This window comes from Homoserinibacter sp. YIM 151385, from assembly GCF_027912415.1.
Lineage (GTDB): Bacteria > Actinomycetota > Actinomycetes > Actinomycetales > Microbacteriaceae > Schumannella.
Window position 1 is genome coordinate 2,000,353 of sequence record NZ_CP115175.1, and the last position, 14,097, is coordinate 2,014,449.

The 14,097-nt window shown below is 74.6% G+C and carries 17 protein-coding genes and 1 riboswitch; of the genes, 9 read left to right on the forward strand and 8 right to left on the reverse strand.

The window, feature by feature from the left end:
• Positions 1 to 125 precede the first annotated feature (125 nt).
• The gene (locus tag OF852_RS09740) at positions 126 to 779 is read right to left on the reverse strand and encodes a TetR/AcrR family transcriptional regulator (RefSeq protein WP_271118969.1); all 654 of its coding nucleotides are present in this window, start codon (positions 777 to 779) and stop codon (positions 126 to 128) included.
• Between the two features lie 73 nt (positions 780 to 852).
• Between OF852_RS09740 and OF852_RS09745 the strand changes: the two genes are divergently transcribed.
• Complete coding sequence (locus tag OF852_RS09745) at positions 853 to 2,352, forward strand: MFS transporter (protein ID WP_271118970.1); 1,500 nt, start codon at positions 853 to 855, stop codon at positions 2,350 to 2,352.
• Between the two features lie 141 nt (positions 2,353 to 2,493).
• Here the strand turns inward: OF852_RS09745 and OF852_RS09750 are convergent, their stop codons facing one another.
• Together OF852_RS09750 and OF852_RS09755 are read right to left on the reverse strand one after the other, a co-directional pair.
• A complete protein-coding gene (locus tag OF852_RS09750; protein WP_271118971.1) occupies positions 2,494 to 3,402 on the reverse strand; it encodes an aldo/keto reductase in 909 nt (302 codons plus the stop codon).
• 42 nt (positions 3,403 to 3,444) lie between these two features.
• Positions 3,445 to 3,585, reverse strand: coding sequence for a hypothetical protein (locus OF852_RS09755; RefSeq protein ID WP_271118972.1), 141 nt, complete (start codon positions 3,583 to 3,585; stop codon positions 3,445 to 3,447).
• 60 nt (positions 3,586 to 3,645) lie between these two features.
• Between OF852_RS09755 and OF852_RS09760 the strand changes: the two genes are divergently transcribed.
• The 3 genes from OF852_RS09760 (at position 3,646) to OF852_RS09770 (ending at position 6,027) form a co-directional block, all read left to right on the forward strand.
• Positions 3,646 to 4,095 (forward strand): DUF2255 family protein, encoded by a 450-nt coding sequence (locus tag OF852_RS09760; protein ID WP_271118973.1) that lies wholly within the window; start codon positions 3,646 to 3,648, stop codon positions 4,093 to 4,095.
• Complete coding sequence (locus OF852_RS09765; protein WP_271118974.1) at positions 4,092 to 4,505, forward strand: nitroreductase/quinone reductase family protein; 414 nt, start codon at positions 4,092 to 4,094, stop codon at positions 4,503 to 4,505. Before OF852_RS09760 ends, OF852_RS09765 begins: the two co-directional genes overlap by 4 nt.
• A gap of 223 nt (positions 4,506 to 4,728) precedes the next feature.
• Positions 4,729 to 6,027, forward strand: coding sequence for an MFS transporter (locus OF852_RS09770; RefSeq protein ID WP_271121156.1), 1,299 nt, complete (start codon positions 4,729 to 4,731; stop codon positions 6,025 to 6,027).
• A 36-nt stretch (positions 6,028 to 6,063) separates the two neighbouring features.
• On the opposite strand, the gene rlmC is transcribed toward OF852_RS09770, so the two are convergent.
• Positions 6,064 to 7,212: a 23S rRNA (uracil(747)-C(5))-methyltransferase RlmC gene (gene rlmC, locus OF852_RS09775; RefSeq protein ID WP_271118975.1), complete on the reverse strand. Its 1,149-nt coding sequence runs from the start codon at positions 7,210 to 7,212 to the stop codon at positions 6,064 to 6,066.
• A gap of 50 nt (positions 7,213 to 7,262) precedes the next feature.
• Positions 7,263 to 7,739 (reverse strand): MarR family winged helix-turn-helix transcriptional regulator, encoded by a 477-nt coding sequence (locus tag OF852_RS09780; protein ID WP_271118976.1) that lies wholly within the window; start codon positions 7,737 to 7,739, stop codon positions 7,263 to 7,265.
• A gap of 58 nt (positions 7,740 to 7,797) precedes the next feature.
• On the opposite strand from OF852_RS09780, the gene OF852_RS09785 reads away from it, so the two are divergent.
• The 5 genes from OF852_RS09785 (at position 7,798) to OF852_RS09805 (ending at position 11,217) form a co-directional block, all read left to right on the forward strand.
• A complete protein-coding gene (locus OF852_RS09785) occupies positions 7,798 to 8,166 on the forward strand; it encodes a VOC family protein (protein WP_271118977.1) in 369 nt (122 codons plus the stop codon).
• A 144-nt stretch (positions 8,167 to 8,310) separates the two neighbouring features.
• Positions 8,311 to 8,376, forward strand: a riboswitch (guanidine-III (ykkC-III) riboswitch).
• A 10-nt stretch (positions 8,377 to 8,386) separates the two neighbouring features.
• Positions 8,387 to 8,701 carry a DMT family transporter gene (locus OF852_RS09790; protein WP_271118978.1) on the forward strand — a complete coding sequence of 105 codons (315 nt, stop codon included), beginning with the start codon at positions 8,387 to 8,389 and terminating at the stop codon, positions 8,699 to 8,701.
• Positions 8,702 to 8,703: 2 nt separating this feature from the next.
• Complete coding sequence (locus OF852_RS09795) at positions 8,704 to 9,081, forward strand: DMT family transporter (protein ID WP_271118979.1); 378 nt, start codon at positions 8,704 to 8,706, stop codon at positions 9,079 to 9,081.
• A 496-nt stretch (positions 9,082 to 9,577) separates the two neighbouring features.
• Positions 9,578 to 9,955, forward strand: a complete 378-nt coding sequence (locus OF852_RS09800; protein ID WP_271118980.1) for a YciI family protein — start codon at positions 9,578 to 9,580, stop codon at positions 9,953 to 9,955.
• Positions 9,952 to 11,217, forward strand: coding sequence for an RNA polymerase sigma factor (locus OF852_RS09805; RefSeq protein ID WP_271118981.1), 1,266 nt, complete (start codon positions 9,952 to 9,954; stop codon positions 11,215 to 11,217). The genes OF852_RS09800 and OF852_RS09805 overlap by 4 nt, the downstream gene beginning before the upstream one ends.
• Here OF852_RS09805 and OF852_RS09810 read toward each other — a convergent pair.
• Genes OF852_RS09810 through OF852_RS09820 form a run of 3 tightly spaced genes read right to left on the reverse strand, consistent with a single transcriptional unit; the run spans position 11,169 to position 14,078 of the window.
• Complete coding sequence (locus tag OF852_RS09810; protein ID WP_271121157.1) at positions 11,169 to 13,502, reverse strand: heavy metal translocating P-type ATPase; 2,334 nt, start codon at positions 13,500 to 13,502, stop codon at positions 11,169 to 11,171. The two genes, OF852_RS09805 and OF852_RS09810, sit on opposite strands and share 49 nt — an antisense overlap.
• A 38-nt stretch (positions 13,503 to 13,540) precedes the next feature.
• Complete coding sequence (locus OF852_RS09815) at positions 13,541 to 13,765, reverse strand: heavy-metal-associated domain-containing protein (protein ID WP_271118982.1); 225 nt, start codon at positions 13,763 to 13,765, stop codon at positions 13,541 to 13,543.
• Positions 13,766 to 13,796: 31 nt separating this feature from the next.
• Positions 13,797 to 14,078: a metal-sensitive transcriptional regulator gene (locus OF852_RS09820; RefSeq protein WP_271118983.1), complete on the reverse strand. Its 282-nt coding sequence runs from the start codon at positions 14,076 to 14,078 to the stop codon at positions 13,797 to 13,799.
• Positions 14,079 to 14,097 lie beyond the last annotated feature (19 nt).

The window sequence follows — 14,097 nt, forward strand, 5'->3', positions numbered from 1 at the left end:
TCAGGAGTCGCGCTCGGGTTGAGCCCGGCGGACCCGGCGAGCGGCGGCGACCCCGGAGGGTCAACGCGGGCCGAGGCGGCGCGGCTCCTGAATCCGCGCCGGCGCGCACCTGTCGACCCCGCCGCCTACCAGGCGTCGGCCGGTCGCGGCACGGTCTTCGCGACCTCCTCGAGCGAGCCGGAGAAGCAGGCGCGGAGCATGTCGGTGACCTCGGGGTCGGAGTCCATCGAGTCGGCGAGGCGGAGGCCGACCATCGTGTTGATGAGCATGCCGCCCGCGTAGAACTCGCGGACGTCCTGTGCCGACATCCCCATCTCGCGGAGCAGGGTCCAGATGCGGGCGAAGTGGGCCCGGGCCGCATCCCCGATGACGGGCTCGCCGCCGAGGAGGAAGGCCTGGCTGACGATGAGGTGCAGGCCGCGGACCTCGAGCAGCTGCACGTAGGCGGCGCTGAGCCGATCCTGGAGCGCGCCGAGCTCGTGCACGCCGCCGTCGGGCGCGGGGCCGGCCGCCTCGACGAAGGCGGCGGAGATGCGATCGACGGCCCAGTCGAGCGCCTCCAGGAAGAGGCGCTGCTTGCCGCCGAACATGCGGACGACGTACGGCTGGCTCACGCCGGCCGCGCTGGCGACGAGATCGGTCGTGGTGCCGCTGTAGCCGTTGGCGCCGAAGACCGCGACGGCGGCCTCGAGGATGAGGGGTCGGCGCTCGCCGGCGCTCATGCGGGACGCGGCTCTTCCGCCCTGCTCGGCCGGCGTGGCGGCGGTTCCGGTGCTCATGCTTGACATGTTATCAGTCGATTACCTACAGTGCTGGTGTTGTAATCATTCGATTACCTAGTACGGAGGACTCGTGACCGACACCCTCGCGCCCGACGCGCCGCCCGCATCCCCCGCGGCCCGCCGACCGCGCCCGCTCGCCCTCGTGATCATCGCCGCGTCCCTGCCGATGTTCATGGCCACCCTCGACAACCTCGTCATGACCAACGCGCTGCCCGTGCTGCACCGCGAGCTCGGCGCCGGCGTCGAGGAGCTCCAGTGGTTCGTCAACGCGTACACGCTCGTGTTCGCCTCGCTGATCCTCGTCGCGAGCGCTCTCGGCGACCGGCTCGGCCGCCGGCGGGTCTTCCTCGCCGGGATCGTGATCTTCGCGCTCGGCTCCGCCCTCGCCGCGCTCAGCACCGACCCCTCCGGCCTCATCGCGGCGCGCGCCCTGCAGGGCGTCGGCGGGGCCGCGCTCATGCCGCTGTCGCTCGCGCTCCTCACCGGCGCCACCCCGCCCGAGCGGCGACCGCTCGCGATCGGGATCTGGGGCGGCATCTCGGGCCTCGGCGTCGCCCTCGGCCCGCTCGTCGGCGGCATCGTGATGGAGGGCTGGGACTGGCAGGCGATCTTCTGGCTCAACATCCCCGTCGCGATCGTCGCCATCCCCCTCGTGCTGTGGGCGCTGCCCGAGCAGCGAGGCGCGCGCGTGCCGCTCGACCTGCCCGGCGCGGCCCTCGCCGCCCTCGGCGTGCTCGCCGTCGTCCACACCACCGTCCGCGGGACGGACGACGGCTGGGACTCGCCCACCATCGCCCTCGAGTACGCGCTCGGCGGCATCCTGCTCGTCGCCTTCGTGCTCTGGCAGCGCCGACGCGGGGGCGCCGCCCTCATCCCGCTCGCGCTGTTCCGCGACCGCGCCTTCACGCTCGTGAACCTCATCGGCTTCGCGTTCAGCTTCGGCGCCTTCGGGGCGATCTTCCTGCTCATCCAGTACCTGCAGGTGGTGCACGGCTCGACGCCCCTCGAGGCGGCGGTGCAGACGACGCCGTGGACGCTCATGCCCATGCTCATCGCCCCGCTCGCCGGCATGATCGCGCCGCGTGTCGGCACGCGCGCGCTGCTCGTCGGCGGCGTGCTCCTGCAGGGCTCGGCCCTCGTCTGGCTCGCCCTCGTCATGAGCCCGACCGTCGAGTACTCGGCGCTCGTCGCGCCCTTCGTCGTCGCGGGCATCGGGATGAGCCTGTTCTTCGCACCGAGTGCGACGGCGCTCCTCGCGACCCTGCGGGGCGAGGATCACGCGAAGGCGTCCGGCGTGAACGCGACGCTCCGCGAGATGGGCATCGTGCTCGGCACCGCCGTGCTGACCGCGATCTTCACGAACGCGGGCGGGCAGCTCACACCGGAGCTCTACGTGGATGCGGCGCGCCCCGCCGTGCTCGTCGGCGGCCTCGTCGCGCTCGCGGCGGTCGTCGCGGCGGCACTCCTGCCGCACGGGCGGACGCCGCGGTCCCCGGCGCCCGCATCCGATCCCGCGGAGTCCTCCGACCCGGACCGAGCCGAGACCGCCCCCGAGCCGCAACCGGCCTGACCCGCGCCGAACGTGCCCGAACAGCCCCGAGCGCGGCCCGAAGCACGGGCACGTTCGAGGCTGTTCGGGCACCTTCGCGGGCGCTCGGTCGGGCGCGAGACCGGGGATGCCGGGGCGCGCGGCCAGGCGGTCCGCGTGCGGCTACGCGCCGAGGCGGGCGAGCTCCTCCGCGCTCAGCTGCAGCTCGGCCGACTCGAGGAGCGCCGGCAGCTGCTCGACGACGCGGGCGCTCGCGATGGGCGCGGCGACCGTCGGCTGCTGCCGGAGCCAGGCGAGCGCGACGGCCGTCACGCTGACGCCGTGCTCGGCCGCGATCTCGTCGAGCGTGCCGAGCAGCTCGACGTTGCGGGGCTCCTCGAGGAGCTTCGCCGCCCCGCCCGCGCGGGCCGACTCGACCTCGGCGCCCGGCCGGTACTTGCCGGTCAGGAAGCCCGAGGCGAGGGAGGAGTAGGGCAGCTCCACGAGCTCGAGCTCCTCGACGGTCGGACGGAGCGCGGTCTCGTAGCCGCGCTCCACGAGGTTGTAGTGGTCCTGCACGACCGTGTAGCCGACGAGTCCCGCATCGCGCGCGATCTCGACCGCGCTGCGCAGGCGCCCGGCCGTGAAGTTGGAGGCGCCCAGCTCGTGCACCTTGCCGGCCGCGACGAGCTCGGCGAAGGCGCCCACGGTCTCCTCCTGCTCCACCGACTCGTCGTCGCGGTGGGCGTAGTAGAGGTCGAGGTGGTCGGTCTGGAGGCGGCGGAGCGAGTCGTCGACGGCAGCGCGGATGTTCGCGGCCGAGAGGCCGGGGCGCGCCTCGAGCGAGAAGACCTTCGTCGCGATGACGACGTCCTCGCGGCTGCCGCGGCTGGCGAGCCACTCGCCGAGGATGGTCTCCGACTCCCCGCCGGAGTTGCCGGGCGCCCAGGCCGAGTAGACGTCGGCGGTGTCGATGGCGCGCCCACCGGCGGCGACGAAGGCGTCGAGGACGGCGAAGCTCTCCTCGCGGTCCGAGGTCCAGCCGAAGATGTTGCCGCCGAGTACGAGGGGGCCGAAGTCGAGAGAGGTCATGCCGGGACCAGCGCGGACGACGGGTGTCGTATTCCCGGGCGGCTAGTGCGAGAAGATGCCGATCGCGGTCTCCGGCATGAGGCTCAGCCCGACGACGGCGATCGAGCCGACGACGATGAGCGCCGCGATCGCGACGAGGACGAGCAGCCCGGCACCCCGGACGAAACGCAGGAAACCGGTCATGCCCCCAGGGTACCGGGCGGTCGCCAGCGCGGCACCGGCCGGGGATGCGAGCATGGCCGGGTGAGCGACGCCGACCGCATCATCCAGCACCTCGACGAGACCGACACCATCACGATCGCGACGAGGCGTCGCAGCGGCGAGCTCGTCCCGACCTTCATCTGGTCGGCGGTCGCGGACGGCGCCGGCGACCGCGTCGGCTACCTGCGCAGCGCCTTCGGCCCCGGATCCTGGTGGTACCGGCGCGCGACCGCCGACGGCTGGATGGGGCTCGACCTCGGCGCCGAGCCCGAGGACACGGAGGGCACGCCGAGCGCAGCGTGGGTGGAGCTGGTCGAGCTCGCCGTCGAGCACGTGCCCGACGACGCGGTCCACGCGGCCGAGCACGAGGCGCTCGACGCGGCGCTCACCGCCAAGTACGGGCACGACCCGCAGAACCTCGCCCCCATGCTGAGCGAGGACGCCCGGGCCTGCACCCTGCGGGTCCGCATCCACGAGGAGGCCCGCGCATGAGCGGATTCAACGAGCAGATCGCGGCCGAGTTCCGCGCCAACGGAGGACGGGTGGCGCGCTTCGGCGACGCGCTCGTGATCCTCCACACGACGGGCGCGCGCTCGGGCGAACCGCGTGAGAACCCCGTCATGGGGCTGCCTGACGGCGACGGCTGGATCATCCCCGCCTCCGCGGCCGGCTCGCCGAAGGACCCGGCCTGGGCTCACAACCTCCGCGCGCACCCCGACATCGAGATCGAGTTCGCGGGGGCGGACGGCGTCGAGACCGCCGAGGTCAGAGCCGAGCAGCTCGAGGACCCCGCCTGGGCGGCCGCGTGGGATCGCTTCACGAGCGCCTCGGACGGCTTCCGCGAGTACGAGACCCGCACCCAGGGCCGCCGCATCCCCGTCTTCCGCCTCGCACGGCGCTGAGCGCGGTCCGCGCGGTCGCGCGAGCCGGTTACCATCGAGGGAGCGCGCGAAAGGACGGCACGGACGTGGTCGAGTACTTCTGGATCCTCATCGGTCTCATCTCCCTCGGCGGAGTCGTCGGCATCACCGCCGGCCTCGTCGCCCTGGCGCGCAGCTGAGCGCCCCGGCGCCCGAGCCCCCCCCCCCCCCCGCCGACCCCGCGCCGCGCCGGCGCCTCGTCGACCTGACGCCGCTCCGGCGATCCCCCGCCTTCGCGCGCCTCTGGATCGGCGCGACGATCTCCGGCGTCGGCGCCCAGCTGACGGTCGTCGCGGTCGGCCTGCAGCTCTACGACATCACGCGGTCGACCTTCGCGGTCGCGCTCGTCGGCGGCATCGCCCTCGTGCCGATGGTGATCGCCGGGCTCTGGGGCGGGATGCTCGCCGACGCCTTCGACCGCCGCCGCGTGCTCATCGCGAGCGCCGTCCTCGGCTGGCTCGCGACGCTCGGCCTCGTCGCCCTCTCCGCGGCGGACGCGATGCTCGTCGCGCAGGGCGGACGGGTCGAGGTGTGGCCCTTCTACGTCCTCACGACGATCGCCTCCGTCGCCGCGACCGTGCAGAACGCGACCCGCGCCTCCGTGATCCCCCGCATCCTGCCGACCGAGCTCGTCTCGCGGGCGGCGGCGCTCAACGGCATCGGCTTCGGCTTCCAGCTCACGGTCGGCCCGGCGCTCGCCGGCGTGCTCGTGGCCTCGATCGGCTTCGCGCCGACCTTCGCGGTGGATGCCGTGCTGGCCTCCGCGGTGTTCATCGGCATCGTGCGCCTCCCGAAGCTCCCGCCGCTGCGCGAGGTCGCGAAGCCGGGGCTGCGCTCGCTCCTCGACGGCTGGGCGTTCCTGCGGAGCGCCCCCAACATCCGGATGAGCTTCCTCGTCGACATCGTCGCGATGACCTTCGGGCGGCCCTTCGTGCTGTTCCCGGCGGTCGGGGCGACCGTGATCGGCGGCGGGCCGGTGACGGTCGGCATCCTCACGGCGTCGATGGCGATCGGCACCTTCCTCGCGAGCCTGTTCAGCGGCCCGGTCGCGCACGTGCACCGGCACGGCGTCGCGATCGGCCGGGCGATCACCGTCTACGGCGCCTTCGCGGGGCTGTTCGGCGTCGTCGTGCTCGTCATGCAGACGGGGGCCGGCGGGCCGGTCGGCGAGCGCTTCGATCAGGCGAACGCGGTCGCGCTCGCCTGCGCGGGGCTCGCGCTCGTCGGCATGGGCGCGAGCGACGAGATCAGCGCGATCTTCCGCTCGACGATGCTCCTCACGGCCGCGCCCGACGACATGCGGGGGCGCCTGCAGGGCGTCTTCACGATCGTCGTGACGGGCGGGCCGCGCCTCGGCGACCTGTACGCCGGCATCCTCGCGACGGCGCTCGTGCTGTGGTTCCCGCCCGTGCTCGGCGGGCTGCTCATCATGGCGATCATCGCGGTGCTCATGCGGGTGCAGCCGGCGTTCCGCGCCTACGACGCCCGCACCCCGACCCGCTGATCGCGGGGTCGCTTCTCGGCGGGACGGCCGGAGCTCTCAGATCCGTGCGGGATCCTCGCGCTCGAGCAGCGTGAGCACCTCCAGATGCGCGGTCTGGGGGAACATGTCGAGCACCCGCGCGCGCCGCAGCGCCATCGACGGCATCCGCTCGAGATCCCGGGCGAGGGATGCCGGCTCGCAGCTCGAGTAGAGGACGTGGCGGACCCCGCTCGCCTCGATCCACCCGGCGAGCGCCGGGCCGATGCCCCGGCGCGGCGGGTTGACGACCACGAGCTCGGGCGGTGCGCCGGCCCCGAGCGCGAAGGCGGTCGCATCCCCCGCCTCGAAGCGGACGCCCTCGATGCCCGCCTCCGCGACGCTCTGTCGTGCGCTCTCGACGGCCTCCGCGCTGAGCTCGACGCCGAGGACCTCGCGTCCCGGCCGGGCGAGGTGGAGGGCGAAGCCGCCGACGCCGCAGTACAGATCCCAGACGCTCGCGGCCGGAAGGCCCCGGGTCCACTCGCGGGCCTCCCGGTAGAGCGCGGTCGCGATGGCGGTGTTCGTCTGGAAGAAGCTCTGCGGGCGCAGGTGCAGCGCGACCTCGTCGAGCGGCATCCGCAGCGTGTCGGCCTCGGTGAGCACGATCTCGCGCTCGCCCTCGAGGAGGGCGCGGTGCTCGGGGTGGATGTTCGCGGTGACGACGACGGCGCGCGGCAGCGCCTCGAGCAGCGAGGGGAGGTGCTTGCTGATGCGGGCGAGATCGGCCGTCGAGCGGAGCACGAGGCGGATCATGAGCTCGCCCCCGGGCGCCTCCGTCACGAGCACGTGCTTGAGCTCGCCGCGCCGGGCCGGCACGTCGTAGGGCTCGAGCCCGACGAGCGTCGTGAAGCGGGCGATGACGGGGAGCGCGGCGCGGATCCCGGGCGCCGTGATGCCGCAGTGCCGGAGGTCGACGCCGCGGCCGGCCTCGTCGAGGATGCCGAAGGTCGGCGCCTCGGCGGTCCCGCCGACGACCATCTTCGCCTTGTTCCGGTAGCCCTCCTCGGGGCTCGCGATCGGCGGCATCCACTCGGTCCGACCGGCGCCGCTCGCGCCGGCGAGGAGGGCGCGCGTGCGGGCGTCCTTCGCGGCGAGCTGGGTCGCGTAGGGCTCGCCCATGTGCGTGCACGAGCGGCAGACGCCGCGGTCGAAGTAGTCGCACTGCACGGGCTCGATCCTCGCAGACGCGCGCGGGGAGGCGGCCGGAGGCGGCGCGGTCACCCCTCCGGACCGGGCGGCGCCGAGGGCTCCGGCAGGTCGCGGAGCGCGCGGGTCATGCGCTGCAGCAGCTCGAAGGCGGCGCGCTGCTCGTCGGGCCCCATGCCGTCGAGCATGCGGAGCTCGACCCCGCGCACCGCGGCGCTCGCGAGGCGGAGCCGCTCCCGGCCGAGGGCGGTGAGCTCGGCCGGGAGCGCCTTGCCGACGGCGGGGGTCTCCGCCCGGGCGACGAGCCCCTCCTCCTCGAGCGACTGGAGGAGCACGCCCATCGACTGCCTCGTGATGAAGGCGCCGCGGGCGAGCTCGGAGCCGGAGAGCCCGGGCCGCTGGGCGAGGAGCTCGAGGCAGGAATAGCGGGTGACGGTCATGTGGAGGGGTCGGAGCACGTCCTCCATCGCGATGCGGAGCGCGGAGGCGGCCTCCTTGAGGAGGTAGCCGAGCGAGCTCGGGAGGTGGATGCGATCCTCGTCCGTCATGTCAGCATCCTGACACATGGTGTAGCATGTCAGTAAACTGACACACAGAGGAGCCATCATGACCGCCATCGGACCCGACTTCATCTCCATCCAGGTGCGCGACCTCGCCGCATCGCAGGCCTTCTACGAGCAGCACCTCGGACTCGTGCGCTCGCCCGCCGGCCCGCCCCACGCCGTCGTCTTCGAGACGGCGCCCATCGCCTTCGCGCTGCGCGACATCGTGCCCGGCACCGAGCTCGAGGCCGCACCCCACCCCGGCATCGGCGTCGCCATCTGGCTCCGCGCCGACGACGTCCAGGGCATCCACGATCGGCTGGTCGCCGCCGGGCAGCCGATCGTCGCCGAGCCGATCGACGGCCCCTTCGGCCGCACCTTCACCTTCGCCGACCCCGACGGCTACCGGATCACGCTGCACGACCGGGCGTGACGCCGTGCGCTCGGACGGCTGAGGCGGCACGCCGCGGCGCTGGCCGCCGCGCAGCGACCGCTCAGCCGCTCGACCGCACGGTCGGTCTCGGCTCCGGGCGATCGCTGCACGGGTCCTGATCAGGGAGGTGCCCTACGCTCGTCGCAGAGGCCCGCATCCCGGGCCTGCGGACGAGGGAGCAGTACCCGCACCGGACAAGACTGACTCGGGAAGTCCCGTCATGTCCTGGCTCGTCCTCATCCTCTCCGGCCTCCTCGAGGCGGTGTGGGCCTCCGCGCTCGCCTCCTCGAAGGGGTTCCGCCGCGTCGGCCCGACGATCGTGTTCGCCGTCGCGCTCCTCCTCAGCATGGCCGGCCTCGCCTTCGCCATGACCGAGCTGCCGACCGGCACCGCCTACGCCGTCTGGGTCGGCATCGGCGCCACGCTCACCGTCGTGTGGGCGATGATCCGCGGCATCGAGCGGGCCTCCGTCGCGCGCATCCTGCTCCTCGTCCTGCTCGTCGGCTCCGTCGTCGGGCTCAAGGCGGTGAGCTGAGGATGCCGTGGATCGTGCTGCTCGCGAGCGCCGTCCTCGAGGCGGTCTGGGCGACCGCGCTCGGCCGCTCCGAGGGCCTCACCCAGCCTCTCCCGACGCTCGTGTTCCTCGTCGCGCTCGTGCTGAGCATGCTCGGCCTGGGGCGCGCCGCCCGCGGCATCCCGATCGGCACCGCCTACGCGGTGTGGGTGGGGGTCGGCGCGGCGCTCACCGTCGCGATCGCGATCGTCTCGGGCGAGGAGCCGCTCTCGCCCTGGAAGCTCGTGTTCCTCGCCGGCATCGTCGGCGCGGTCATCGGGCTCAAGCTCGTGCCCTCGTCGCCGGCCGCGGCCGAGGCGCCGGCCCCGGATGGGATCGCGCCGGCCGAGCCCCGCGGCTGACGACGCCGGAGCGCGCGGTCGGCGAGCAGGATGCCGCCCGCGAGCGCCGCGACGCCCGCGGCCCCGCCGAGCACGGAGGTCGCGGGCGCGACGAGCTCGAGGCAGCGGGCGTAGCTCGCCGGGTCGAAGACGGGATCGCCGTCGCCGACGAAGCGGTAGGCGTCGGCGCCGGCCAGCGCGCCGAGCGTGTCGGCGCACATGCCGCCGCCCTCGAGGTACCCGGGACCCGGCCAGAGCAGCGCCGCGAGCGCCGTCCCGAGCGCGCCCGCGAGGATCGCGGCGACCGCGAGGCGCATCCCTCGTGCCAGCATCCGCACCTCCCCGTCGTGGAGCTCCGACGCTACGGGACCGCGCCCGCTCGCCGCGTCATCCTCGCGACGGATACCGAGAGATCCGCCCGGAGCTGTCGATCCGCGTCGTGCTCGATCGTCACCCTCCTGAACGGGCCGAGACACGGCCCTGGACGGGGCGTGGCCCCGAGTGGAGGATCGGAACCATGCGATACACGCTGCTGCTGCACTATCCGGAGATGGCGCCCGAGGAGCTGGGCGAGGAGATGCTGCAGGAGGGCCAGCGCGCCTTCGCCGCCTACGCGCAGGCGCTGCGCGGCGCCGGGGTCCTGCTCGGCGCCGAGGTCCTCCAGCCCTCGAGCGCCACGACCACCGTCTCGGCGGCGACCGGCGAGCTGCGCGTCCAGGACGGTCCCTTCGCCGACACGAAGGAGCAGCTGGGCGGCATCGTCGTCATCGACGTACCCGACCTGGATGCCGCCCTCGGCTGGGCGAGGCAGGCACCCCCCGTGGCGTGGGGCGCCGTCGAGATCCGACCCGGCGCGACCCACACGGTCGACGGGACGTGGGTGCCGAACGCGTGACCTCGGACCGGGCGGCGGGGGCGCGCGCGGCGGCCGGGCACGCCGCCCGCGCCTCCCGCGCCCGGCTGCTCGCGCTGCTCGCCGCCGGGACGCGCGACCTCGCGCTCGCGGAGGACGCGCTGCAGGGCGCCTTCGAGGAGGCGCTCGCCCGCTGGCCGCAGGCCGGCGTGCCCGAGAATCCCGAGGGATGGCTGCTCGCGGTGGCGCGCAACCGTCAGCGGGACGCCTGGAGGTCGGCCGCCGTCCGCACCGCGGCCCCGCTCGAGGACGGAGAGGAGGGCGCCGCCGTGGATCCGCTCGCCGAGCTCGACCCCGACGCGATCCCCGATCGCCGGCTCGCACTCCTCTTCACCTGCGCGCATCCGGCGATCGACGCCGGGGTACGCACCCCGCTCATGCTGCAGACGGTGCTCGGCTTCGAGGCCGCGCAGGTGGCGCGGGTGTTCGCGGTGCCGGCGCCGACGATGGCGCAGCGGCTCGTGCGGGCGAAGCGGCGGATCCGGGATGCCGGCATCCCGTTCCGGATCCCGGAGCGGCGCGAGATGCCGGAGCGCCTGCCTGGCGTGCTCGAGGCGGTGTACGGCTGCTTCGCGATCGCCTGGGCGGATGCCGACGGCGCCGGCCCGGACGCGGCGGAGTCGATGGCGGGCGAGGCCCTGCACCTGGCGGTCGCGCTCGCGGCGCTCCTCGAGGACGAGCCGGAGGCCTGGGGGCTCGCGTCGCTCGTCGCGCTGTCGCTGTCGCGCGCCGGCTCCCGGACCGACGCGTTCGTGCCGCTCGAGGAGCAGGATCCGGCGGGCTGGGATGCCGCGCTCGTCGCGGACGGCGAGGCGCTGCTCCGGCGGGCGGGGGCCGCGTCGAGCCCGCACCCGCCCGGCCGCTTCGAGCTCGAGGCGGCGATGCAGGCCGTCCACGCGGATCGCGCGCGCACCGCCGCGACTGACTGGCCGGCGCTCGAGACCCTGTCGTCGGCGCTGCTGGCCGTGGCGCCGACGCTCGGCGCGCGGGTCGCGCACGCCGCGATCCTCGGGCGCACGCGGGGGCCGGATGCCGGACTCGAGGCGCTCCGGGAGCTCGCCTCCGCCGCGCCCGCCGACTTCCAGCCGCTCCACGCGGCACGCGCCGAGCTGCTGGCGCGGGCCGGTCGCGAGGAGGCGGCTCGTGCCGCCTTCCGCCGGGCCGCCGAGCTCGCGCCCGACGAGCGCAGCCGCGCCTACCTCGCGGGACGGGCGGGATGGGGCCGCGCCCGGCCCGTCTCGTAGAGCGGTGCCGCATCCCGGTCCGAGCCCGTCGGCCGGACCGCGCGCGCGACCTCCGGCGCCCCCGTCGCCCGGAACCGCCGCAGCCGCAGGCTGTTGAGCACCACGAGCACCGAGGACGCCGCCATCGCCGCCCCCGCGAGCACGGGGCTGAGGAGGGCGAGCATCGCCACGGGGATCGCCGCGACGTTGTAGGCGAAGGCCCAGAACAGGTTGCCCTGGATCACGCGGAGCGTCCGGCGGGCGAGGCGGATCGCGTCGGCGACGAGCAGGAGGTCGTCGCCCACGATCGTGATGTCGCTCGCCGCGATCGCCGCATCCGTGCCCCCGCCCATCGCGAGGCCGAGGTCCGCTGCGGCGAGCGCCGCCGCGTCGTTGACGCCGTCGCCCGCCATTGCGACGACGCGGCCCGCGGCCTGGAGCTCGCGGATCGCGTCGAGCTTGCCGGCGGGGGTGACGCCCGCGCGCACCTCCTCGATGCCGAGCTCGCGCGCGACCGCGGCGGCCGCGCCCGCGTTGTCGCCCGTCACGAGGACGGGGCGGATGCCGAGGCGGCGCAGCTCCGCGATGGCGGCCGCGCTCGTCGGCTTCACGGTGTCGGCGACGGCGACGAGCCCGAGCGGGACGCCGTCGGCGGCGACCGCGATGACGGTCGCGCCGTCATCCTCGAGCCGCGCTGCCTCCGCCGCCAGCCCGCCGAGCTCGATCGACCAGTGCTCGCCGATCCACGCGGGGCGGCCGGCGACGACGAGCCGCTCGTCGACGACGCCCTGCACGCCCATCCCGGCGTGGGAGGCGAAGTCGGCGGCCGTCGGGAAGCCGGCCCCGGCCTCCTGCACGATCGCGCGCGCGACGGGGTGCTCGGAGCCGTCCTCGACGCCCGCCGCGAGCGCGAGCAGCCGGTCTCGCTCGATGCCGGGCGCGGGCACGACGGCCGAGACCGACATCCGGCCCTCCGTCACGGTGCCCGTCTTGTCGAGCACGATGGTGTCGATGCGCTTCGTCTGCTCGAGCACCTGAGGCCCGCGGATGAGGATGCCGAGCTGCGATCCGCGGCCGGTGCCGACGAGGAGCGCGGTCGGCGTCGCGAGGCCGAGCGCGCACGGGCAGGCGATGATGAGAGTCGTCACGGCCGCCGTGAAGGCGATCTCGAGCGGGGCGCCGCCGAGCGCCCAGGCCGCGAAGGCGATGACGGCGAGCCCGATCACGACCGGCACGAAGATGGCCGAGATGCGGTCGGCGAGCCGCTGCACCTGCGCCTTGCCGGTCTGCGCCTCCACCATGAGCCGGCGGATGCGGGCGAGCTCCGTGTCGGCGCCGATGCGCGTGATCTCGACGAGGAGCCGGCCGCCGATGTTGTTCGTCGCGCCGACGACGCGCGAGCCGGCCTCGACCTCGACCGGCGCCGACTCGCCCGTGAGCATGCTCGCGTCGATCGCGGAGGCGCCCTCGACGACGAGCCCGTCGGAGGGGATGCGCTCGCCGGGACGCACCACGACACGGTCGCCGACCTGCAGCTGCGCGATCGGGATGCGGCGCTCGACCCCGTCGCGGAGCACCGCCGCGTCCTTCGCCCCGAGCTCGAGCAGCGCGCGCAGCGCCGCCGAGGAGGAGCGCTTCGCCCGCGCCTCGGCGTAGCGCCCGGCGAGGATGAAGACGGTCACGACGGCGGCGACCTCGAGGTAGATCTCGGATGCGCCCGCCTCGGGCCGCCCCAGCAGCGTGAAGGTCATGTGCATGCCGGGCATGCCGGCGTCGCCGAGGAACAGGGCGTACAGCGACCAGCCGAGGGCGGCGAGCACGCCGACGCTGATGAGCGTGTCCATGGTGGCGGCGCCGTGCCGGAGGTTCACGGCGGCGGCGCGGTGGAAGGGCCACGCGCCCCACACGGCGACGGGCGCGGCGAGCGTCAGCGCGAGCCACTGCCAGTTCTCGAACTGGAGGGCGGGGACCATCGAGAGGAGCAGCACCGGCAGCGCGAGGGCGGCGCTGATCACGAGCCGCCGGCGGAGCACGCGCGTCTCCTCGTCCTCGGCGGCCGACCCGGCATCCCCCGCATCCCCCGCGTCGGCGGCGTCCGGCGTCTCCTCGGGCGGCGCGGGGATGGTGGCCCGGTACCCCGCGGACGCGACGGCGGCGATGAGCGCGGCCTCGTCCGGCAGCGCCCCGGCGCTCTCGCCGCTCCCCCGCACGCGCGCCTTCTCGGTGGCGTAGTTGACGCTCGCCTCGACGCCGGGGAGCCGGTTGAGCTTGCGCTCGATCCGGGTCGCGCAGCTCGCGCAGGTCATCCCGGCGATGTCGAGCTCGACGTCGAGCCCGGGCGCGCTCACGCGGCGCCGCCGGCCACGGTGTAGCCGGCCTCCTCGACGGCGGCGCGGATGCGCGCCCCGTCGATCGGCTCGGATGCGGTGATGGCGACCCGGCTCGCGGCACCGGGGCGCAGCTCGACGGCCACGCCCTCCACCTCGGCGAGCTCGCCGAGCTCTTCGGTGACGCTCATGACGCAGTGCTGGCAGGTCATGCCCTCGACGAGGACCTCGATGTCGTTCATGTCTCTCCCTGGCTCCGGTGCGCGGACGCGGCTACGAGCGGACGAGCCGCGCGATCGCGGCGCTCGCCTCGCGGATCTTCTCCTCGGCGACCTCGCCGCCCTCCTTCGTCGCCTCGGCGACGCAGTGCGAGAGGTGGTCGTCGAGAAGGGTGAGGGCGACGGTCTCGAGCGCCTTCGTGGCGGCGGACACCTGGGTGAGGATGTCGATGCAGTACTGGTCCTCCTCGACCATGCGCGCGATGCCGCGCACCTGGCCCTCGGCGCGGCGGAGGCGCTTGAGGAGCTCGGTCTTGTCGTCGGTGTAGCCGTGCATGGTGCCGATCATACCCCCG